The sequence below is a fragment of the Rhizobium sp. Nf11,1 genome (assembly GCF_050587665.1).
Lineage (GTDB): Bacteria > Pseudomonadota > Alphaproteobacteria > Rhizobiales > Rhizobiaceae > Rhizobium.
Genome location: NZ_JBOBHU010000005.1, coordinates 57171 through 78860 on the forward strand (window position 1 = coordinate 57171; position 21690 = coordinate 78860).

Annotated in this window: 23 protein-coding genes; 16 read left to right on the top strand and 7 right to left on the bottom strand. The window is 61.4% G+C overall.

What is annotated here, in order from left to right; genetic code table 11:
• Positions 1–81: 81 nt before the first annotated feature.
• The 7 genes from ACQ7C1_RS09650 to deoA are packed head-to-tail and all read left to right on the top strand — an operon-like array spanning position 82 to position 6959.
• Positions 82–1593: an ABC transporter ATP-binding protein gene (locus tag ACQ7C1_RS09650; RefSeq protein ID WP_183700763.1), complete on the top strand. Its 1512-nt coding sequence runs from the start codon at positions 82–84 to the stop codon at positions 1591–1593.
• A gap of 7 nt (positions 1594–1600) precedes the next feature.
• Positions 1601–2704: an ABC transporter permease gene (locus ACQ7C1_RS09655; RefSeq protein ID WP_085776576.1), complete on the top strand. Its 1104-nt coding sequence runs from the start codon at positions 1601–1603 to the stop codon at positions 2702–2704.
• 10 nt (positions 2705–2714) lie between these two features.
• Positions 2715–3686, top strand: a complete 972-nt coding sequence (locus ACQ7C1_RS09660; protein WP_183700761.1) for an ABC transporter permease — start codon at positions 2715–2717, stop codon at positions 3684–3686.
• A 2-nt stretch (positions 3687–3688) separates the two neighbouring features.
• A complete protein-coding gene (locus tag ACQ7C1_RS09665; protein WP_064800281.1) occupies positions 3689–4078 on the top strand; it encodes a cytidine deaminase in 390 nt (129 codons plus the stop codon).
• A complete protein-coding gene (locus tag ACQ7C1_RS09670) occupies positions 4075–4881 on the top strand; it encodes a purine-nucleoside phosphorylase (protein ID WP_221114620.1) in 807 nt (268 codons plus the stop codon). Before ACQ7C1_RS09665 ends, ACQ7C1_RS09670 begins: the two co-directional genes overlap by 4 nt.
• Positions 4874–5650 (top strand): deoxyribose-phosphate aldolase, encoded by a 777-nt coding sequence (deoC, locus tag ACQ7C1_RS09675; protein ID WP_221114621.1) that lies wholly within the window; start codon positions 4874–4876, stop codon positions 5648–5650. The genes ACQ7C1_RS09670 and deoC overlap by 8 nt, the downstream gene beginning before the upstream one ends.
• 1 nt (position 5651) lies before the next feature.
• Positions 5652–6959 carry a thymidine phosphorylase gene (gene deoA, locus ACQ7C1_RS09680; protein ID WP_430958123.1) on the top strand — a complete coding sequence of 436 codons (1308 nt, stop codon included), beginning with the start codon at positions 5652–5654 and terminating at the stop codon, positions 6957–6959.
• A gap of 6 nt (positions 6960–6965) precedes the next feature.
• On the opposite strand, the gene ACQ7C1_RS09685 is transcribed toward deoA, so the two are convergent.
• From ACQ7C1_RS09685 to ACQ7C1_RS09715, 7 genes are all read right to left on the bottom strand, one after another.
• Positions 6966–7535: a TIGR02281 family clan AA aspartic protease gene (locus ACQ7C1_RS09685; RefSeq protein ID WP_430958124.1), complete on the bottom strand. Its 570-nt coding sequence runs from the start codon at positions 7533–7535 to the stop codon at positions 6966–6968.
• 127 nt (positions 7536–7662) lie between these two features.
• Positions 7663–8292: a uracil phosphoribosyltransferase gene (gene upp, locus ACQ7C1_RS09690; protein WP_020920114.1), complete on the bottom strand. Its 630-nt coding sequence runs from the start codon at positions 8290–8292 to the stop codon at positions 7663–7665.
• A 102-nt stretch (positions 8293–8394) separates the two neighbouring features.
• Positions 8395–9363 carry an adenosine deaminase gene (locus tag ACQ7C1_RS09695; RefSeq protein WP_430958125.1) on the bottom strand — a complete coding sequence of 323 codons (969 nt, stop codon included), beginning with the start codon at positions 9361–9363 and terminating at the stop codon, positions 8395–8397.
• Positions 9360–10580: a phosphopentomutase gene (locus ACQ7C1_RS09700; protein WP_430958126.1), complete on the bottom strand. Its 1221-nt coding sequence runs from the start codon at positions 10578–10580 to the stop codon at positions 9360–9362. Before ACQ7C1_RS09700 ends, ACQ7C1_RS09695 begins: the two co-directional genes overlap by 4 nt.
• A 103-nt stretch (positions 10581–10683) precedes the next feature.
• Positions 10684–11265 (bottom strand): TadE/TadG family type IV pilus assembly protein, encoded by a 582-nt coding sequence (locus tag ACQ7C1_RS09705; RefSeq protein ID WP_430958127.1) that lies wholly within the window; start codon positions 11263–11265, stop codon positions 10684–10686.
• On the bottom strand, positions 11265–11900 hold the full coding sequence (locus tag ACQ7C1_RS09710) for a TadE/TadG family type IV pilus assembly protein (RefSeq protein WP_430958128.1): 636 nt from the start codon (positions 11898–11900) through the stop codon (positions 11265–11267). The genes ACQ7C1_RS09705 and ACQ7C1_RS09710 overlap by 1 nt, the downstream gene beginning before the upstream one ends.
• A gap of 113 nt (positions 11901–12013) precedes the next feature.
• Positions 12014–12424: a pilus assembly protein N-terminal domain-containing protein gene (locus tag ACQ7C1_RS09715; RefSeq protein ID WP_020920118.1), complete on the bottom strand. Its 411-nt coding sequence runs from the start codon at positions 12422–12424 to the stop codon at positions 12014–12016.
• 378 nt (positions 12425–12802) lie between these two features.
• Between ACQ7C1_RS09715 and ACQ7C1_RS09720 the strand changes: the two genes are divergently transcribed.
• The 9 genes from ACQ7C1_RS09720 to ACQ7C1_RS09760 all read left to right on the top strand — a co-directional run bounded on the left by ACQ7C1_RS09720 (position 12803) and on the right by ACQ7C1_RS09760 (position 21629).
• On the top strand, positions 12803–12988 hold the full coding sequence (locus ACQ7C1_RS09720; protein WP_085857806.1) for a Flp family type IVb pilin: 186 nt from the start codon (positions 12803–12805) through the stop codon (positions 12986–12988).
• 123 nt (positions 12989–13111) lie between these two features.
• Positions 13112–13624 (top strand): A24 family peptidase, encoded by a 513-nt coding sequence (locus tag ACQ7C1_RS09725; RefSeq protein ID WP_430958129.1) that lies wholly within the window; start codon positions 13112–13114, stop codon positions 13622–13624.
• A 110-nt stretch (positions 13625–13734) separates the two neighbouring features.
• Positions 13735–14550: a Flp pilus assembly protein CpaB gene (cpaB, locus tag ACQ7C1_RS09730; protein WP_430958130.1), complete on the top strand. Its 816-nt coding sequence runs from the start codon at positions 13735–13737 to the stop codon at positions 14548–14550.
• A gap of 12 nt (positions 14551–14562) precedes the next feature.
• Entirely contained in the window at positions 14563–16059 is a 1497-nt protein-coding gene (locus tag ACQ7C1_RS09735) for a type II and III secretion system protein family protein (RefSeq protein WP_430958131.1), read from the top strand.
• On the top strand, positions 16056–16814 hold the full coding sequence (locus ACQ7C1_RS09740; RefSeq protein ID WP_430958132.1) for a CpaD family pilus assembly protein: 759 nt from the start codon (positions 16056–16058) through the stop codon (positions 16812–16814). The genes ACQ7C1_RS09735 and ACQ7C1_RS09740 overlap by 4 nt, the downstream gene beginning before the upstream one ends.
• A gap of 14 nt (positions 16815–16828) precedes the next feature.
• A complete protein-coding gene (locus ACQ7C1_RS09745; protein ID WP_430958133.1) occupies positions 16829–18106 on the top strand; it encodes an AAA family ATPase in 1278 nt (425 codons plus the stop codon).
• Between the two features lie 30 nt (positions 18107–18136).
• Positions 18137–19615 carry a CpaF family protein gene (locus ACQ7C1_RS09750; RefSeq protein ID WP_430958134.1) on the top strand — a complete coding sequence of 493 codons (1479 nt, stop codon included), beginning with the start codon at positions 18137–18139 and terminating at the stop codon, positions 19613–19615.
• 4 nt (positions 19616–19619) lie between these two features.
• The gene (locus tag ACQ7C1_RS09755; RefSeq protein ID WP_430958135.1) at positions 19620–20627 is read left to right on the top strand and encodes a type II secretion system F family protein; all 1008 of its coding nucleotides are present in this window, start codon (positions 19620–19622) and stop codon (positions 20625–20627) included.
• 15 nt (positions 20628–20642) lie between these two features.
• Entirely contained in the window at positions 20643–21629 is a 987-nt protein-coding gene (locus ACQ7C1_RS09760; protein ID WP_430958136.1) for a type II secretion system F family protein, read from the top strand.
• Positions 21630–21690 lie beyond the last annotated feature (61 nt).

Consider the following 21690-nt stretch of genomic DNA (forward strand, 5'->3'; position numbering starts at 1 on the left):
AGCGCCCTGATGTAATATCGAGATCGGGCGTATGGCGGAGGGGATTTTCGCCATACGCCCTTTTCTTATTTGGAGCCTGCAGTGACAGATAAGCCCGCTATCGAGCTTGTCGGCATCGATAAGAAATTCGGTGCCGTCCATGCCAACAAGGACATCAATCTCACCGTTGCCAAGGGAACGATCCACGGCATCATCGGTGAAAACGGCGCCGGCAAATCGACGTTGATGTCGATCATCTATGGTTTCTACCACGCCGACAGCGGCGAGATCCGCGTCAACGGCAATCCGGTCACCATCCGTGACAGCCAGGCGGCGATCGCCGCCGGCATCGGCATGGTGCACCAGCATTTCATGCTGGTCGATAATTTCACGGTGCTCGAGAACGTCATGCTCGGCGCCGAAGGCGGATCGCTGCTGGCGAGAGGCGTCGCATCGGCCCGCGCCGAGCTCAAGCGGCTGGAAACCGAATACGGCCTCGAGGTCGATCCGGACGCACTGATCGAAGAGCTCCCGGTCGGCCTGCAGCAGCGCGTCGAAATCCTGAAAGCCATGTATCGCGGCGCCGAGATCCTGATCCTCGACGAACCTACAGGGGTGCTGACGCCGGCTGAAGCCGACCACCTCTTCCGCATCCTCAAGGTGCTGCGCGACCAAGGCAAGACGATCATCCTCATCACCCATAAGCTGCGCGAGATTATGGCGATCACCGATACGGTCTCCGTCATGCGCCGCGGCGAGATGGTCGCCACCCGCAAGACTGCGGAAACGACGGTGGAGGAGCTTGCCGAATTGATGGTCGGCCGTCGCGTGCTGCTGCGCGTGCAGAAGGGCGAAGCCAATCCAGGCGCCGCCGTGCTCTCTGTCCGCAACCTTACGGTCAAGGACAATCGCGGCGTCACCATGGTCGATAATGTCTCCTTCGAGGTGCGTGCCGGCGAGATCGTCGGCATCGCCGGTGTCGCCGGCAACGGTCAGTCCGAATTGCTGGAGGCGATCGCCGGTATCCGGAAGCCCGTCTCCGGCGAAATCCTTCTCGACGGCCAGACGATCGACAAGGCCGATCCCGCCCGCCTGCGCGACCTCGGGCTTGCCCATATTCCCGAGGACCGGCACCATATGGGACTGGTGCTGAAATTCGAGGAATATGAAAACTCCGTCCTCGGCTATCACCGCCGTCCGGGCTACAGCAAAGGGCCGCTGCTCGATCTCGACGCGATCCGCCAGGACGCGATGGAGAAGATCGAAAAATACGACATCCGCCCGCCGAATCCGCGGCTGAAGACGGCCAATTTCTCCGGCGGCAACCAGCAGAAGATCGTCGTCGCGCGCGAAATCGAACGCGATCCGAAGATGCTGATCATCGGCCAGCCGACGCGCGGCGTCGATATCGGCGCCATCGAATTCATTCACCGCCGGATCATCGAGATGCGCGACGCGGGCAAGGCGATCCTGCTCGTCTCCGTCGAGCTCGATGAGATCCGCGCCCTTTCCGACCGTATCCTTGTCATGTTCGCCGGCCATGTCGTCGGTGAGAAGACGCCCGATGCCGGTGAACAGACCCTCGGCCTGATGATGGCCGGCATTGCCGCGTGAGGCCTTTATGAGCACTGCTTCCGTTCCGCTTCCGAGATGGATCAATTACGGTCTGATCCCGCTTTTAAACCTCGTCGTTGCCTTCTTGATCTCGGGTTTCGTCGTCTGGCTGATCGGCGAAAGCCCGCTTGCCGCTCTTTCGCTGCTGATCGAGGGTGCCTTCGGCAGCGGCGAAGGCATAGGCTTCACACTCTACTATGCAACGAGTTTCATCTTCACTGGCCTTTCCGTAGCAGTTGCCATCCACGCCGGTCTCTTTAACATCGGCTCTGAAGGTCAGGCCTATATTGGCGGTCTCGGCTGTGCGCTGGTAGCGCTTGCGCTCGACAATTACGTGCCCTGGTATGTGACGATGCCGATCGCCATTGTCGGCGCCGGGATATTCGGTGCGGCCTGGGCCTTCATTCCCGCTTTCCTGCAGGCCAAACGCGGCAGCCATATCGTTATCACGACGATCATGTTCAATTACATCGCAGCCGCTCTCATGGTCTATCTGCTGGTGCACGTGCTGATCGTGCCGGGCAAGATGGCGCCGGAAACCCGTACCTTCCTCGAGGGTGGGCAGCTTCCGAAGCTTGGCTGGATCATGAGCATCTTCGGAGCCAAATTGGGTGCAGCGCCCTTCAACGTCTCCTTCATCATCGCCCTCCTTGCCGCCTGGTTTGTCTGGATCCTCATCTGGCGCACTAAGCTCGGCTTTGAGATGCGTACACTCGGCGTGAGCTCGACGGCCGCTGCCTATGCCGGCATACCCTATGCACGCATCGTCATCATCGCCATGCTGATTTCAGGCGCGCTGGCCGGCATGATGGCGCTCAATCCCGTCATGGGCTCTTCCGCCCGTCTGCAGGTTGAATTCGTCGGTGGCGCCGGCTTCGTCGGCATTGCAGTGTCGCTGATGGGCCGCAACCATCCGCTCGGCATCATCTTTTCCGCAATCCTTTTCGGCACCCTTTACCAGGGCGGCGACTGGATCTCTTTCGAGATGCCGAATATCACCCGCGAAATGATCCTGGTCATTCAGGGACTGGTGATCCTCTTCGCCGGCGCGCTGGAATACATGTTCCGGCCAGCAATGGTGCACATTTACCAGCAATTCAAACGGGCCTGAGGAGCGGACGATGGATTACTACGACATCTTCATCAACGTCCTGAGCTCGACGGTCAGGCTGTCTATTCCGCTGATCTTTACCGCGCTCGCAGGACTGTTTTCGGAGCGCGCCGGCATCTTCGATATCGGCCTGGAAGGCAAGATGCTGGGCTCGGCCTTCGCCGCCGCCTGTGTGGCCTACCTTACCGGTTCGGCCTGGGCGGGCCTCGGCGCCGGCGTCATCTGCTCTGTGGCACTCAGCCTGGTGCATGGCTTTGCCTCGATCACCAATCGCGGCAACCAGATCGTCTCGGGCGTGGCGATCAACTTCTTCATCGCCGGCATTACCATCGTGCTCGGCCAAGCCTGGTTCGGCCAGGGCGGCCGCACGCCGCAGCTGGCGCCTGAGGCCCGCTTCGCGCCGATCATCCTGCCGGGCGCCAATGCCGTCCACGACATACCGATCATCGGTCCGCTCTATGCAAGCGTGATATCGGGCAACAATATCCTCACCTATCTTGCCTTCCTCGCCGTGCCTTTCTCCTGGTGGGTCCTTTACCGCACGCGTTTCGGACTCAGGCTGCGTGCCGTCGGCGAAAATCCGGGCGCAGTCGATACGGCAGGCATTTCGGTTGCCTGGCTGCGCTACCGCGCCGTCATGTGCGCCGGCATCCTCTGCGGCTTTTCCGGCACCTATCTTGCGATCGCCCAGTCCGCCGCCTTCATCAAGGACATGTCGGCCGGCAAGGGGTATATCGCGCTGGCGGCGCTGGTCTTCGCCAAGTGGAAGCCGGTGCCGGTGATGTTCGCCTGCCTGCTCTTCGGCTTCCTCGATGCTTTGGCGAACTTCATGCAGGGCAAGCAGGTACCATTGGTCGGTGAAGTGCCGGTCCAGGTTTTCCAGGCGCTGCCCTATATCCTCACCTGTATCCTGCTTGCCGGCTTTATCGGCGTCGCAATCCCGCCGAAGGCCGGCGGCGTGCCCTATACGAAGGAGCGTTGATCATGTCCCACGACCTGTTCGAGGCCGCTCGCGGCGCCATGGCCTTTGCTCATGCGCCCTATTCGAAATTCCCGGTCGGTGCGGCGATCCGCGCCGAGGACGGCAAGGTCTATACCGGCGCAAACATCGAAAACCTCTCCTTCCCGCAAGGATGGTGCGCCGAGCCGACCGCGATCAGCGCCATGATCATGGGTGGCGCCAGGAAGATCGTCGAAATGGCCGTGATCGCCGAGAAGCTGCCACTCTGCCCGCCCTGCGGCGGCTGCCGCCAGAAGATCTCCGAATTCGCCGCCAAGGACACGAAGATCTATCTCTGCGATGAGGCGGGCGTGAAGAAGACCATGACAATGGAAGAGCTTCTTCCCTTCAGCTTCGAGACGGAACTCGGATGAGGACGACGGTCGACCTGCTCGCCGCATTGCTCGGCGCGATCAAGCCGCGCCACGGTATCGTGCTCGGCTCCGGTCTCGGCTCCCTCGTTGGCCAGTTGGAAGGCGCCGTCCGTATTCCCTATCGCGATCTGCCGGGCTTTCCCGTCAGCGCCGTCTCCGGCCACGCCGGCGAAGTCGTCGCCGGCCGCCTCGGTGGAAAGCCGGTCATCATGCTTTCCGGCCGCGTGCATTATTATGAGAAGGGCGATGCCAACGCCATGCGCCTGCCGATCGAGGTCTTGAAGGCGCTCGGCGTCGAGGCGCTGATCCTGACCAATTCAGCCGGATCACTGCGCGACGATATGCCGCCCGGTTCGGTGATGCAGATTACCGATCACATCAACTATTCCGGCATGAACCCGCTGATCGGCGAGGAAAGCGACCATCGCTTCGTCGGCATGACCAATGCCTATGACGCCGGCCTCGCCGCGGCGATGCGGAAGGCGGCGGCAAAACTCAAGATCGAGCTGGGGCAGGGCGTCTATATGTGGTTTTCCGGTCCGAGCTTCGAAACGCCGGCCGAAATCCGCATGGCGCGCATCCTCGGCGCCGATGCCGTCGGCATGTCGACGGTGCCGGAGGTGATCATCGCAAGAATGCTGGGTCTGAGGGTTGCGGCCGCTTCCGTTATCACCAACTATGGAGCGGGCATGACCGGCAATGAGCTCAGCCATGAAGAAACCAAGGACATGGCGCCCGTCGGCGGCGCCCGTCTCGCCGCCATATTGAAAGAGATGATTGCGGGAGAAAGCGAAAATGAATAGCCATTCAATCCGGGAAACGGCGGCGGTCGCCCTTTCCCTTCTCGACCTCACCAATCTGAAGGACGATTGCACCGAGGCGCAGATCGATACGCTCTGCGCCCGCGCGCAGACGCCCTACGGTAACAGCGCCGCGATCTGCATCTGGCCGCGTTTCGTCGCCCATGCCCGCAACATCCTCGGCGCCGGCCATGCCGTGCGGATCGCAACGGTCGTCAATTTCCCAGCAGGCGATATGGAAGTGGCCGATGTTGCCGCCGAAACCCGTGAGGCGATTGCCGATGGCGCCGATGAGATCGATTTGGTCATCCCCTACCGCAAGCTCATATCAGGCAATGAGAAGGCGGTGACAGACATGGTCAAGGCGGTGCGCGCCGAATGCGCCGGCCCCGTCCTGCTGAAGGTGATCATCGAGACCGGCGAGTTAAAGGATGCTGCCTTGATCCGCCGCGCCTCCGAACTCGCTATTGAAGCCGGCGCTGATTTCATCAAGACCTCGACCGGCAAGGTCGCCGTCAACGCGACGCTCGAAGCCGCCGACATCATGATCCGGGCCATTCGTGAGAGCGGACGCAAGGTCGGCTTCAAGCCGGCTGGCGGCATCGGCTCGGTGGCGGATGCGGCGCTCTATCTCAGCCTTGCTGAAACGATCATGGCGCCGGACTGGGCCATGCCCTCGACCTTCCGCTTCGGCGCTTCCGGCCTGCTCGACGACATACTGGCCGTTCTGAGCGGAGCGCAGCCGGCACCGGCTGCGGCGTCGAGCTATTGAGATGATTCCGCAGGAAATCATCCGGCGCAAACGCGATGGCGAGGAACTCGACGCCGCCGATATCAGCTCCTTCATCGCGGCACTTGCCGCCGGGCAGCTGTCCGAAAGCCAGATCGGCGCCTTCGCCATGGCCGTCTGGTTCAAAGGCATGTCACGCGAGGAAATCGTAGCCTTGACGCTGGCGATGGCCAATTCCGGCGACAGGCTGCAATGGGCGGGCATCGACCGTCCGATCGCCGACAAACATTCGACCGGTGGCGTCGGCGATAATGTCTCGCTGATGCTGGCGCCGATCGCCGCTGCCTGCGGCCTCGCCGTCCCGATGATTTCAGGGCGCGGCCTCGGCCATACCGGCGGCACGCTGGATAAGCTCGAATCCATTCCCGGCTATGCGATCACCCCTGATGCGGAGCTCTTCGGCAAGGTGGTGAAGGAGGCGGGATGCGCCATCATAGGCCAGACCGGAACCTTGGCGCCCGCCGACGGCAGGCTTTATGCCGTGCGCGATGTGACCGCCACCGTCGACTCCATTCCGCTCATCACTGCCTCCATCCTGTCGAAGAAGCTCGCGGCCGGACTTGAGACGCTGGTGCTCGACGTCAAGCTCGGCAACGGCGCCTTCATGGCTGACCGCCATCAGGCGGAGATGCTGGCGCGTTCCCTGGTCGAGGTGGCCAATGGCGCGGGCGTGAAGACCTCCGCCCTGATCACCGACATGAACGAGCCGCTCGCCGATTGCGCCGGCAATGGGGTCGAGATGCGCAACTGTTTGGAGTTCCTGGCGGGCAGGAAGAGCGGCACGCGGCTCGAGACCGTGGTTTTTGCCTTCGCCGCCGAGATGCTGGTGAAATCGGGCATTGCCGCCTCCTCTGAAGAAGCCAATGGCATGGCGCGCCGAGCGCTGTCATCGGGCGAGGCGGCCGAAAGCTTCGGGCGTATGGTATCCATGCTCGGCGGACCGGCCGATCTCGTCGAGAATTCGGATAGATACCTGGCGAGGGCGCCGGTCGAAAAAGAAGTCCCGGCCGCCCGATCCGGCTGGCTTGCCGCCTGCGACGCGCGCGGTATCGGCATCAGCGTCATCGATCTCGGCGGCGGCCGCCGGCATCCGGCAGATCGGATCGATCACCGTGTCGGCTTCTCCGGCCTCCTGCCGCTTGGCACCCGAGTCAATGCGGGCGATCCGATCGCTGTCGTTCACGCTGCCGACGAAGCCGCGGCGGGAAAAGCTGCTGCGGCCCTTGCCGTGCATTATCGGATTGCTGACGACAGGCCGGAACTGGCCCCCGTCATCGCAGGCCGGGTCTGATGCGGTTTACTGCTTGAGGCTGAGCGAGCCGTCGGCGACGGAATAGGAGGCGAGTTTCTGCAGAAAGCTCATGCCGACCAGGGTGGTCGTGAGCGCGTCGTCCCTGAGCACGAAGGCCTCGACATTCCGGACGCGGATGCCGCCGATTTCGACCCGATCGAGGGTCAAATGCGCGGCCTTCGTCTGGCCGTTTGCCGTGTTGACACCATAGCGGAAGTCGAGCTGGTTTGCGGCATAGCCGAGCCGGCGGGCGAGTGTCTCGTTGAGGGCGACGTAGGTCGCGCCGGTATCGATCAGCCCTAACACAGGCTTGCCGTTGATCTTGAAGCTGCCGGTATAGTGGCCCTGCGCATCCGCCTGCAGGCGGATCGTACTATTGCCGGAAGCGGGCGCCGGTGCCGCGGACTGGCGGGCGTCGGCAGATACGTAATTGGCGGAGAGAACGTCGGCAGGTTGCTGGCTGACGCTTCCAACGAGAGAAGGTACCTGTGTGGCCAGCACCGCGGCGATGCTGGCGAATATGACGGTACGCACGAGCATGAAACAGAAATCCTTCCTGTATAAACCCCGCTTCATGCAGGGCCTCATGCTTCCAGCTTGCTAAGCCTCAAATCCTGATAAGTTGCTAATATCGATAACAAAAAGGCCCGGAGCGAACCGTCCGGGCCATAAAGCCTTTCGATTTGGTAAAGGAAGGCTGAAATTATTTGGTGCCGTACATGCGGTCGCCGGCATCGCCAAGGCCCGGCATGATGTAACCCTTCTCGTTGAGGTGGCTGTCGATCGCCGCGGTGAAGACCGGAACATCCGGATGCGCAGCGCGGAAGTTGCGGATGCCTTCCGGGGCGGCGAGAAGGCAGAGGAAGCGGATATTGTGGGCGCCGCGTTCCTTGAGCTTGTCGATCGCCGCAATCGAGGAATTGCCGGTCGCCAGCATAGGATCGACGACGATGATCAGGCGCTCGGCCACGTCCTCTGGCGCCTTGAAGTAATATTCGACCGGCTGCAGCGTCTCGTGATCGCGATAGACGCCGATATGCGAGACGCGGGCGGATGGCACGAGATCGAGCATGCCTTCGAGCAGCCCGTTGCCGGCGCGCAGGATCGAGGCGAAGACCAGCTTCTTGCCCTCGAGGATCGGCGAGTCCATCGTTTGCAGCGGCGTCTCGATCGTCGCCATCGTCAATTCGAGATCGCGGGTGACCTCGTAACAGAGCAGCGTGGAGATTTCGCGCAGCAGGCGCCGGAAACTTCCCGTCGATGTCTCCTTGCGCCGCATGATGGTGAGCTTGTGCTGCACAAGCGGGTGATCGATGACCGTGACGCCGTCCATGGGGAAGCCTTTCATTCTTTCTATCGAATGTTTCTTTCACGGAAATCGGCTCGACCGCAAGAGTGGAGCCGAATTTGCGTCGGTCTTCCCCAGCCTCTCGCCTTAAAGGCGGGCAAGCAGCGCCTTGCGCGTCTCATCGTCGACGAAGGCAGCCTCGATTGCAGTGCGCGTCATGGCGTTGATTTCTGCATCGGCGAATCCGAAAACATCGGCGGCAAGCTCGTATTCCCGCTTCAGCGATGTATGGAAAAACGGCGGGTCGTCGGAGCTGATCGTCACCCGCACACCCGCTTCCTTCAAGCGCCGCAGCGGATGCGAGGTGAAGTCGGGAAAGACCCTGAGTGCGATGTTGGAGCCCGGGCAGACTTCAAGCACGGTACCGAGATCGGCAAGCCGCTTCACCAGATCGGTATCCTCGATGGCGCGCACCCCATGGCCGATGCGCGCGGGCCGCACGGCATCGAGCGCGTCGGCAACGCTGAAGGCGCCGCAGACTTCGCCGGCATGGATGGTCAATCCCAGGCCGGCATCGCGGGCGATGTCGAAAGCTCTGATATAATCGGCCACACGGCCCATGCGCTCCTCGCCGGCGAGATTGAAGCCTGTAATCAGAGGGTTGCCTGCCTTTGCCGCATATTCGGCCGCTCCGATCACGCTCTCGGGGCCGAAATGCCGTTCCCCGGTGACGATCAGCCGGGCCTCGATGCCGCTTTTGGCCTTGGCCCGCCGGATGCCTTCACAGACGCCTGATATATAGGCATCTGCGCCGAGCCCGATGCGCTTGCCATGGTCCGGCGACACGATGAGCTCGCTGTAGATGGTATTGATGCCGGCAAGTTCGTCGAGATAGGTTTCGGTCAGAAGCGCATAATCATCCTCCGTCCTGTAGACCTCCGACACCTTGTCGTAACATTCCAGAAAACTGGCGAAATCGTGCCAGACATAGGCGCCGTCGCGGAGCTCGTTGCTGATGTCGACGCCGTATTTCCGCGCCTGCGCCTCTGTCAACACAGGCGGAGCCGCGCCTTCTAGATGGCAGTGCAGCTCGACCTTCTTCAAATGCAATGTCACAGAAAACTCCTTCCATGCGCTCCGCTCGGGATGCCGAGATGGCGCGCAATGCTTTCGCCGATATCGGCATAGGTGCGGCGAACGCCGATGGAACGCGACCGCATGCCGGGGCCGTAGGCGATGACCGGAACGCGTTCGCGCGTATGGTCCGTGCCGCGCCAAGTGGGGTCGCAGCCATGGTCGGCGGTCAGCACGACGAGATCGCCGGGTTTCAGCTTTTTGTGGACCTCAGGCAGACGCGCATCGAAGGCTTCGAGTGCTGCCGCATAACCGGGCACGTCGCGGCGATGGCCGTAGATCATGTCGAAATCGACGAAATTGGTGAAGACGAGATCGCCCTCCTCGGCCTCGTCGATTGCCGAGAGCGACGCATCCATCAGCGCCTCGTTGCCGGTGGCCTTAATGACCCTGGAAATGCCTTGATGGGCGAAGATGTCGCCGATCTTTCCCACGGCATGTACGTGCCTGTTGTGCTCGACCAGCCGGTCGAGCAGCGTCGGCTCCGGCGGCAGAACGGAAAAGTCGCGCCGGTTTCCGGTGCGCTGGAAGGTGGAGGCGGATTGGCCGATGAAGGGCCGGGCGATGACGCGGCCGATATTGTAGGAATCGAGAAGGGCGCGAGCCGTGCGGCAGAAGGCAAGCAGCCGGTCCAGGCCGAAATGCGCTTCGTGCGCCGCTACCTGAAAGACCGAATCCGAGGACGTATAGCAGATCGGCTTGCCGGTGCGGATATGTTCTTCGCCGAGCCTGGCGATGATTTCGGTTCCCGAGGCGTGGCAATTGCCGAGAATGCCGGGAATGTCGCCCTCCCGGCATAATGCCTCGATCAGTTCCGGGGGAAAGGCATCGCCTTCCGTCGGAAAATATCCCCAATCGAAATTGACAGGCGTCCCCGCGATCTCCCAATGGCCCGATGGCGTGTCCTTGCCGCGGGAGATTTCGCTGGCCGCGCCATAAATGCCGTAGACCTTTTCCGGCAGGGGCATGCCGGCCGGAAATTGGCCGGAGGCCGCCCGGGCGATGTGCAGAAGCCCAAGTTCCGACATGTTCGGCAGGGAAAGCGGCCCGCTGCGCAGCCCGGCGCGGTCTCCGGCACCGGCCGCGCAGAATTCGGCAATATGGCCGAGTGTGTCGGCGCCCTCGTCGCCATAGGCTGCCGCGTCAGGCGCCCCGCCGACGCCGAAGGAATCGAGAACGAAAAGAAAGGCGCGCGCCATTTTACCCCCGAGAGGACCGATCGCCGGCCTCCGGACCGTCGGAGGCTGAAGCCCACGCATATAGCGCCGCGCCTGGCTTGGCAAATTCGAGATGGGGAAGGGGTCAGCAGTCGCCGCAGGGTATCGAGTCGCCTTGCCGCTGGCGGTAGAAGAAACTGCGGCCGATGGTGATCGTGCGCATCCCATCCGGCATGAAGTTCGGCGCGAACAGGAACATCCTATAGGGGATGCTGAGTTCGGTCCGAACAAGGAAGCTATTTGCCGTCTTCATGTCGGCCGGCACGTCGCTCACAGTCACATTCTTGGCGTAAGGCGTCGTGCCATCCTGGGCCCAGGACCAGAGCACTTTCGCATTGGCACTGGCGTCGATTGAAATTCCGGTGATTTTCAGTGTCAGCGATGTCGTGTTGTAAGGTACGAACATCCCGGTTGCCACCGATGGCATTTGCGCAAGCGCGCTCTTCGTGACGGATTGCTGCTGGGTGACGAGGTCGGCAATCGAACCAGCGGCCCGTGTAGCGCGCTTGCTGACGCTGAGGCCGATCGTGATCTCGAAAGCGCCGATGTAGAGCATGATGAGCACGGGAAAGAGGATTGCGAATTCGATCGCTCCGGCGCCCTTGCGCTCTCGCGCCAGCCGACGCGCCTGCTGTACCAGTCTGGAGAACGGGTTGCGCATCGCCATTATGGATACTGCTCGTTCTGGAAGGCGGAGGTGGCGATAATCAGATATTGCGTCGGCATCGAACCGTCGGACGGACGGATGGTCGTGATATAGGGCCGGACCAGATCCGTGATGATTTCCCATCGATAGTAGGCGCGCAGCATGTTGATCGTGCCGGCGCCGCCAGGCGCATATTTGAAGGCGGCGGTGTTGATATCGGCATATCGGTCACTGGAAACTTTGGGGATCGTCGTCGGAATGGCCGAGAAGGTGGCGAACGTCTGCACATCTACGTAAAGCTTGCTCGGCGTTGCGGCTTCGCTTGTCGAACAACTGATCAGGATCGAGATCTCGTTGCAGAACGCCTGGCGGAATTGCGTCCGGCTCATATCAGTCGTACGGCCGAGATTGTAGGTGATCTGCCCGGTTCGCATCCGCCGGCTCATCGTATCGACGGCGTTGGAGACGAGTTCCTCGGCGGCGAAGGCGATGAAGGTTTCGAGGATCGCGAAGATCACGAGGAAATAGGGGATGGCAAGCAAGGCAAATTCGATCGCCGCTGCGCCGTCGCGCGAGCGGGCGACAGCGCGAAACTTGGAGAAACGGTCCGGCGCGAAGGCGCGCTCCCCATCCGTCTTCTGATCAACTACCGTCATTGCCTGGACCCGAGCGACATCTCTGCCTGCCACACTAGGGTCCGTTCGTTGATTTTCCGTTTCAGCCCGATACGACGATTTTAACGAATGGCAGAAGATCCGAGCCGGGCCGGTCAGGGTGATGTGGCGCCGGCGGCCGCTTGCTGCGCATGCTGCTCGCAATTGGGTGTGCAGGACAGCACGGAGCGCTCGGTCTGCCGGTAGACGCGCACCGTGTTGCCCTCGTCTATCGATACAAGGATGCGCTCGTCCAGGATTGCATTGCCGTCGGCGTCCAGAAGGACCAGATTGGTGGTGCCGAAGCTGCGTCCTGTCAGCACGATGGTCTTGGCATCGGCGACGGTCGCGTCGGCGACCTGGGCATTACCGACGATGACCTTGCTGACGGGGCGGTCGAGCTTCAAGACGCGCGCGTGATCCATATAGACGCGCAGCATGTCATCGTCTGCGGCCGAGGAAACTCCCGAAATACCGGAAACGGCGATCATGCCGGCAAAGAAAATGGTTTTGCCGCTCGATGACATTTGGTCCTCTTTCACGATCACAGCGCAACAGGCGCATAGAATGGGAAAAAATGGTGAATGAAGCTTTAAACCCACCACGCTGTTTCGCGGTGAGACGGGATGATCTGATTTGGCACGAGATCCGGTCGGCGTCATTGCGGCTCGATACGGCGCCTGTGCTATTGCTGGATGAATCCCCTCGTTAACCTCTGAAAATCATTAAATGTTGAGCGAAATGAATAGCGTAAAGCTTACCATACAAGAGCCTCCGGCGGCTTTCACATGCTGTTAACTCTTTTTCTTAAGCCGATAGAAACGCCCATTCATTAGATTGCTGTCATCCGATCAACGGCAACAGTTGGCGGACGTGCTGAACATCAACTGGAGTTAGGAGTACCCATGACCAAGCTTTTTAGCCGTTTTCTGAAGGACGAATCCGGCGCGACCGCAATCGAATACGGCCTGATCGCAGCTCTCATTTCCGTAGCGCTCATCGCCGGTGCCACGACCCTCGGCGAGAAGATCGGCAACACGTTCAACGGTCTGAGCACCAAGATGGATGACGCCACCACGGCGGTCAACTAAGCGAGGCGCCGCGAGGCGGCACCTCCTGATTCTGGCCGGATCTGACCTGGCTGGTCTATTGAGCGGGCTCACGCGCTGAATGGCCGTGAGCCTTTTCGCATTCTGTTAAGATCGGGTATACGCATGATCGCAGCTGCAGTCTTTGTAATACTGCCACTCTGCCTCGCCATGGCGGCCTTCTCGGATCTGTTCACCATGACGATTCCGAACCGTATTTCTCTGATCCTAGTTGTCTCTTTCCTGGTACTGGCGCCGTTTTTTGGTCTCGGCCTGCAGGCAATCGGCATGCATCTTGCAGCCGGCGCGATCGTCTTTACCGCATGCTTCGTTCTCTTTGCCTTCAACGTGATGGGCGGCGGAGACGCAAAACTGTTGACTGCCACCGCGCTCTGGTTCGGCCTGAACGAATCCCTGCTTTTCCTGATGACCGATGTTGCCATTATCGGCGGCCTCATCACTCTGCTCATTCTGCTGGTGAGGGGACAGTCGAATACCATCCTTGCGATCGGACTGCCGGTGCCGAACTCTTTGCTGCTCGCCAAGAAGATCCCCTACGGCATTGCCATCGCGATCGGCGGCTACATGGCTTTCCCGTCCTCGCCGCTCTTCATCGCTGCGCTGGAAAGCTTTAAATAACCGTATTTTAAATGCCCGTTAACTTAAAATGTAAGCATTCCATTAACTATAATTATACCAATTCCTGAGCATTCTGCAGGGCGAACATATCGTGCCCTGAGGAATGATCGATGAAACCGGCCCGCCTTATAATTCTCGCTGTCGCCGTGGTGGCAGCCGGCCTAGCCGGGCTCCTGGCAATGCGCATGGCCGGCAGCGGTGGCGTCGTCACGCGGGTGCAGTCGGTCATCGAGAAAGAACCCACCGTCAACATCCTCGTCTCGAACAAAAATTTGCCGGTCGGAGCGAGACTCGGCGATGACACGGTGCATTGGATGGCCTGGCCGAAGGACGGCGTCGTTCAAGGCTTCATCACCGAAGCCGACAAGCCGAATGCGATCAAGGACCTGCAGGGCGCCGTCGTGCGTCTGCCGATCTTCGAAGGCGAGCCGATTCGGCCCGAAAAGGTCGCAGATTCCAGCAGCCGCATCCTGTCCTCGCTGTTGCCGGCCGGCAAACGCGCCGTCGCAACCGAGATATCTGTAGCAACGGGCGCCGGCGGTTTCATTCTGCCGAACGATCGCGTCGATGTCATCATGGTCCGCAAGGGTACCGAGGCCAACAAGCTCATCACCGAGACCGTGCTGAGCAATGTGCGTGTTCTCGCCATCGACCAGCAGATCCAGGAAAAGGACGATGGCTCGAAGACGGTGGTCGGCACCACCGCAACGCTCGAGCTGACCCCGGACCAGACGAAAGTTCTCGCCGTTGCCCAGCAGATGGCCGACCGGCTTTCGCTCGCTCTGCGCTCCGTCGCCGATGCGCAGGAGCAGGACACCAGTGCGGCGGATTATCTGCTGAGTGGCGACAATGGCAGCGCGATCATTCAGGTCATCAAGTCGGGCTCCATCGTGACGGATGCCGGCGCAGCGCCGAAGGCGGAGTAAAGGGACGTGCAAATGGGTAATTCAACGCGGCGCGCCAAGCTTCTCCTGACAGGCTGCCTTTCGCTGGCAGTCGGCGCGATCGGCATGGCGCCGGCCTCTTTCGGACCGCTTCTCGCTGTCAGTGAGGCGCGTGCCGCGGAAAGCCTTGTCCGCATCTCGCAGACTGGCCCCGACGCCCATCGCCGGCTGAAGCTCGGACTGAACAAGGCAGTCGTCGTCGATCTGCCGGAGGATGCCCACGATATCCTGGTCTCCGATCCGACCATGGCTGATGCCGTGACCCGCACTTCGCGGCGCATCTACCTGTTCGGCAAGAAGGTCGGCCAGACGAATATCTTTGTCTTCGGCGCCGGCGGGCAGGAGGTCGTCAATCTCGACATCGAGATCGAGCGCGATGTCTCCGGCCTCGAAACCAATCTCCGCCGTTTCATTCCCGACTCCAACATCAAAGTCGAAATCGTCTCCGACAATATCGTGCTGACCGGCACCGTGCGCACGCCGCAGGACGCGACGCAGGCGGCCGATCTGGCGCAGGTCTTCCTGAAGGGCGGCGAAGCGACGACAAGAACCGAGACGGCATCCGGCACCGGCGGCGACAGCTCGGTGGCGCTCTTTGCCGAAGGCCGCCAGACGTCGCAGGTCGTCAACCTGCTGCAGATCCAGGGTGAGGACCAGGTCACCCTCAAGGTGACGATCGCCGAGGTTCGCCGCGAGGTGCTGAAGCAGCTCGGCTTCGACAACCTCGTCTCCAATTCCTCCGGCATGACGGTCGCTCAGCTTGGCGCTCCGAGCGCCGACAGCGCCACAGCCACCGTCGGCGGCGGCCTGGCGGCGCTCTTCAAGAGCTCGATCGGCAAATACGACATTTCGACTTATCTTAACGCCCTGGAGCAGGCCAAGGTCGTCAGGACGCTTGCAGAGCCTACGTTGACGGCGATATCCGGCCAGGCGGCGACCTTCAATTCGGGCGGCCAGCAGCTGTATTCGACGACCGACAACGACGGCAACGTCACTGTCGTTCCCTTCAACTACGGTATCAATCTTGCTTTCAAACCGGTCGTGCTGTCGTCCGGGCGCATCAGCCTGGAGATCAAGACCAACGTCTCCGAGCCGGTGGCCGGCAGCGGCAACGCCACCTATCAGCGCCGTTCGGCGGAGACCTCGGTGGAACTCCCCTCGGGCGGCTCGATCGCGCTGGCCGGCCTCATCCGCGACAATGTTTCCCAGACGATGGGCGGCACGCCCGGCGTCTCGAAGATCCCGCTTCTCGGCACGCTGTTCCGCCAGAAGGGCTTCGAGCGTCAGGAAACCGAGCTCGTCATCATCGCGACCCCCTACCTGGTGCGTCCGGTGGCGCGCAATCAGCTCAACCGGCCGGATGACAATTTCAGCCCTGAGAATGACGGCGCAACCTTCTTCCTCAACCGTGTGAACAAGGTCTATGGCCGCCGCGAGGCGCCCGTCGCCGACGCGCAGTTCCACGGCTCGATCGGGTTCATCTACAAATGAGCGGGGCACGGTCGGCAGCAATGGCACAGAACAGAGATCAGGCGATGGCCCATATCAATGCGACGACACACCGCCTCGGTTACTCCAGGGCGCTTTTCACCACGGTGATCATGTCGGTGGCGATCCTGTCCGGATGCGCCGGTCCGCATGACCAGCTGACGACAGGCGGAATTCCTGACGACTACCGCGCCCGCCATCCGATCATCGTCACGGAGGCCGAGCAGACGGTGGATATACCCGTCGCCTCGACCGACCGCCGCCTGACCATCGCCCAGCGCGACCTCATCCGCGGCTTTGCTGCAAACTACATATCACGCGCCTCGGGCCCGGTTTACGTCCTGTCGCCGGAAGGTTCGCCCAATTCCGCGGCCGCCTATCAGCTGCGCAACCAGGTGCGTGCCGAACTGGCGGCGAGAGGGATCGCAAGCTCGAAGATCATCAATACCTCCTATGCCGCTGCCGGTGCCGGCGATGCCGCGCCGATCCGGCTGAGCTTTACCGGCACGACCGCGGTCACCACGCAATGCGGCCAGTGGCCGAAGGATATCTCGAACGATCTCGCCAACCAGAATTATTATAATTTCGGCTGTGCATCGCAAAACAACCTCGCCGCCCAGATCGCCAATCCCGAGGACCTGGTTGCGCCTCGCGGCATGACCCCGATCGATGCGCAGCGACGCAACAACGCCATCCAGGAATACCGGACGACGACATCGACGATCGAGGATGTCGCCGGCAGCGACAGCAGCTTCTGAGGCGGAACGGGACGATGAGCGCGATCGAATACGAAATCAGGAACCCCAGCGAGCTTCGCCATGCCGAGGAGGCGGTGCGCATGGCGGATCTGGAAACTATGCGGCCGCTGCCGCGCATCTCCGTTCACGCTTTTTGCGAGAGCGAGCCCCTGCAGCATGTCATGGAACGCTGCGCCAATGATCGGCGCATGGCGAAGGTGAGCATGCGCATCACCAGCGGCGGCATAGCCGCTGCCGCCAATATGTTTGCCGGCATTCCGACGCCGAACCTGATCATCCTCGAGACCAAAGCCAATTCCGGAAGCCTGCTGGGCGAACTTGCGCCGCTCGCCGCCGTCTGCGACCCCAGCACCAAGGTCGTGATCGTCGGCTACTACAATGATATTGGACTCTATCGCGAACTCATCCGCAACGGCATTTCCGAATATATGGTTCAGCCGGTCGCCATGCCCGACATTCTGGCGGCAATGGCCTCGATTTTCGTCGATCCGGAAGCCGAGCCGCTCGGCCGCAGCATCGCCTTCATCGGCTCGAAAGGCGGCACCGGCGCCTCGACCATAGCGCATAATTGCGCCTTCGGTATTTCCAATCTTTTCTCCACCGAGACGATCCTCGCCGATCTCGACCTGCCCTATGGCACGGCCAATATCGACTTCGATCAGGATCCGACACAGGGCATTGCCGAAGCGGTCTTTGCGCCCGATCGGCTCGACGAGGTCTTCCTCGACCGCCTGCTGACGAAATGCTCCGAGCACCTTTCCCTGCTTGCCGCACCCTCGCTGCTCGACCGCGCTTATGATTTCGATGGCCAAGCTTTCCAGCCGGTGCTCGATGTCCTGCAGCGCAGCGCGCCCGTCACCGTGCTCGACGTTCCGCACGCGTGGTCGGAGTGGACGCGCACGGTTTTGGCGAGTGTCGACGAGGTGGTCATCACCGCGGTTCCCGACCTTGCCAACCTGCGCAACACCAAAAACATGCTGGACGCGCTGCGCAAGATGCGGCCGAATGACAAGCCGCCGCATCTGATCCTCAATCAGGTCGGCATGCCGAAACGTCCGGAGATATCGCCGTCGGATTTCTGTGAGCCGCTGGAGGCCGATCCGATCGCGATCATTCCCTTTGACATCAACCTCTTCGGCAACGCCGCCAACAGCGGCCGGATGATCTCGGAAGTCGATCCGAAGTCGCCGACGGCCGAAACCTTTTCGCAGATATCGCATATCGTCACCGGCCGGGTCGCCATCAAGAAGGCGAAGAAGGGCGGCCTGCTCGGCCTCCTGAAGCGGAAGTAGATGTAGAATGAAGAGATCGGATTAAGCGGCATGTTTGGAAAACGCGGAAACGAAGGTTTCGGAAAGGCCGGAGGCGCAATAGCTCCTCCTCCGCCGCCGGCCCCGGCCGCCGCCGCCGTGGCTTCTTCTCCTGCCGTCCTCGTCGAACCCCAGCGCGAACCCTTGCGCCAGCAGGTGACGCCGCCGCCGATGCAGGCGCCGCAGCGCAAGCGGCCGGTTCGCACCGACGAATATTATGATACCAAACAGCAGGTATTTTCCGCGCTGATCGACACGATCGATCTCTCGCAGCTTTCCAAGCTCGATGGCGAGAGCGCGCGCGAGGAAATCCGCGACATCGTCAACGACATCATCACCATCAAGAATTTTGCGATGTCGATCTCCGAGCAGGAAGAACTGCTCGAGGATATCTGCAATGACGTTCTGGGCTACGGTCCGCTGGAGCCCTTGCTGGCGCGCGACGACATCGCCGACATCATGGTCAACGGCGCCGGCCAGACCTTCATCGAAGTCGGCGGCAAGACGATCGAATCGGAAATCCGCTTCCGCGACAATGCGCAGCTTCTGTCCATCTGCCAGCGCATTGTCAGCCAGGTCGGCCGTCGCGTCGATGAATCGAGCCCGATCTGCGACGCGCGCCTGCCCGATGGCTCGCGCGTCAACGTCATCGCGCCGCCGCTGTCGATCGACGGGCCGGCGCTCACCATCCGCAAGTTCAAGAAGGACAAGCTGACGCTCGATCAGCTCGTCCGTTTCGGCGCGATCACGCCGGAAGGCGCGACCGTGCTGCAGATCATCGGGCGCGTGCGCTGCAACGTCATCATCTCGGGCGGCACGGGCTCCGGTAAAACGACCCTCCTGAACTGCCTTACCAACTATATCGACCGGGATGAGCGCGTCATCACCTGCGAGGACACGGCGGAACTGCAGCTGCAGCAGCCGCATGTCGTGCGTTTGGAAACGCGTCCGCCGAATATCGAAGGCGAGGGCGAGATCACCATGCGCGATCTCGTCAAGAACTGCCTGCGCATGCGTCCCGAACGCATCATCGTCGGCGAAGTGCGCGGACCTGAAGTCTTCGACCTCTTGCAGGCGATGAACACCGGTCACGACGGCTCGATGGGCACGATCCACGCCAACACGCCGCGCGAATGCCTGAGCCGTATCGAATCGATGATCGCCATGGGCGGCTTCTCGCTGCCGGCAAAGACGGTCCGCGAGATCATCTCAACCTCCGTCGACGTTATCATCCAGGCGGCACGCCTGCGTGACGGTTCGCGCCGCATCACCCAGATTACCGAGGTGATCGGCATGGAAGGCGACGTCATCATCACCCAGGATCTGATGCGCTACGAGATCGAGGGCGAGGATGCGGGCGGCCGACTGATCGGCCGGCACATGTCGACCGGCGTCGGCAAACCGCATTTCTGGGATCGGGCTCGTTACTTCAACGAGGAAAAGCGCCTGGCCGCTGCCCTCGACGCGATGGAAGCGAAATCGAAGGAATAGGGTGATGTTCGGATTCGATCCGCTAGTCCTGGCAATCGTCGTCCTAGCCGCTGTATCCGCCGCGGCGGTCGCCTATGCCCTGTTGTTTTCCAGGATCGAGGCCGACAAGAAATCGGCAAGCCGCATCAACCGTGTCAAATCGGCTGAGGTCGACCGCGCCAAGGTCAAGGCTGCCCGCGACCGGGTGCAGGAGATGTCGAAGCGGCGCAAATCGGTGCAGGACAACCTGAAGGATCTAGAAAAGCGCCAGAACGAAAAGACCAAGAAGACGCTGTCGATGAAATCGCGGCTGGTGCAGGCCGGCCTGACGATCACGCTGACGCAGTTCTATCTCTTCAGCGCCATTTTCGCTTCGGTGCTGCTGTTCATGGCTTACATCATCGGCGCGTCGTGGATGGTCATGATCGGCATTGCTTTCGTGGCCGGACTCGGTCTGCCGCGCTGGGTCATCGGTTTCCTGATCAAGCGCCGCCAGAACAAGTTCCTCAACGAGTTGCCCAATGCGCTCGATGTCATCACCCGTTCGATCAAATCGGGATTGCCGCTCAACGATGCGATCCGCCTTATCGCGACCGAAGGCACTGAGCCGGTCAAGAGCGAATTTCGCCGGGTGATCGAGGCCCAGCAGGTTGGCCTCAGCATTCCCGACGCCTGCGCCCGCATGACGCTTCACATGCCGCTCCAGGAAGTCAACTTCTTCGCGATCGTCATCGCCATCCAGTCTCAGGCCGGCGGCAATCTCTCCGAAGCGATCGGCAACCTGTCAAAGGTGCTGCGCGAGCGCAGGAAGATGAAGGCCAAGGTCTCGGCACTGTCGATGGAAGCCAAGGCGTCGGCCGTCATCATCGGTGCTCTGCCCTTTATCGTCGCGACCCTCGTTTACCTCACCTCGCCGAACTACATGATCGTTCTTTTCACCGATCCGCGCGGCCATTTCATCATGGGCGCCTCGGCGGTCTGGATGTCTATCGGCATCCTCGTCATGCGCAACATGGTCAATTTCGACATCTAGCGGGAGAGAAGCACCATGTCGCAGGATCTTGCCCCAACGCTGACCAATCCGAGCATGCTGATCGCTGTTTTCGTCGCGATCGCCGTCTTCGCGACTTTTTACACGATCGCCGTCCCCTTCTTCGAGCGTGGAGATCTCAACAAGCGCATGAAAGCGGTCTCGACCGAGCGCGAGCAGATCCGCGCCCGCGAACGCGCCCGTATGAACACGGAACCTGGAGCCGGCAAGACTTCGCTCAGGAACCAGAACAACCGCTCGGTCCGCCAGATTGTCGAACGCTTCAATCTGCGTAAGGCGCTCGTCGACGAAAACACGGTCAACAAGCTGCGCGCCGCCGGTTTTCGCTCGGAAAATGCGCTGAATACCTTTCTCGTCGCTCGCTTCCTGCTGCCATTTCTCTTCCTAGCGCTCGCCGCCTTCTGGGTCTTCGGTCTCGGCGGCCTTGCTGATCGCGGCATGCCCATGCGTATGCTCGCCGTCATCGGCATCGCCTATCTCGGCTTTTATGCGCCGAATATCTATATCTCCAACCGCATGAGCAAGCGACAGTACTCGATCAAGCGCGCCTGGCCGGATGCGCTGGACCTGATGCTGATCTGCGTCGAATCCGGCATCTCGATGGAGGCGGCGATGCGTCGCGTGTCGGAGGAGCTCGGCGAGCAGTCGCCGCCGCTTGCCGAGGAGATGGTGTTGACCACCGCCGAACTCTCCTTCCTGCCGGATCGCCGTGTGGCGCTCGATAATCTCGCCGCGCGCACGCAGCTCGAGCTGGTGCGCTCGGTGACCCAGGCGCTGATCCAGGCGGACCGCTACGGCACGCCGGTTGCGCAGGCGCTGCGCGTTCTCGCCCAGGAAGGACGCGACGAGCGGATGAACGAGGCGGAAAAGAAGGCGGCCGCTCTGCCGCCGAAACTGACGGTGCCGATGATCCTGTTCTTCCTGCCGGTGCTGATCGCGGTCATTCTCGGCCCGGCCGGCATTCAGGTGGCGGATAGGTTCTGAACCGCAGGGGCCACTTCGACCCGCGTGACCGGCGCTGGCATAGCTGGTAAACGGGATGGGG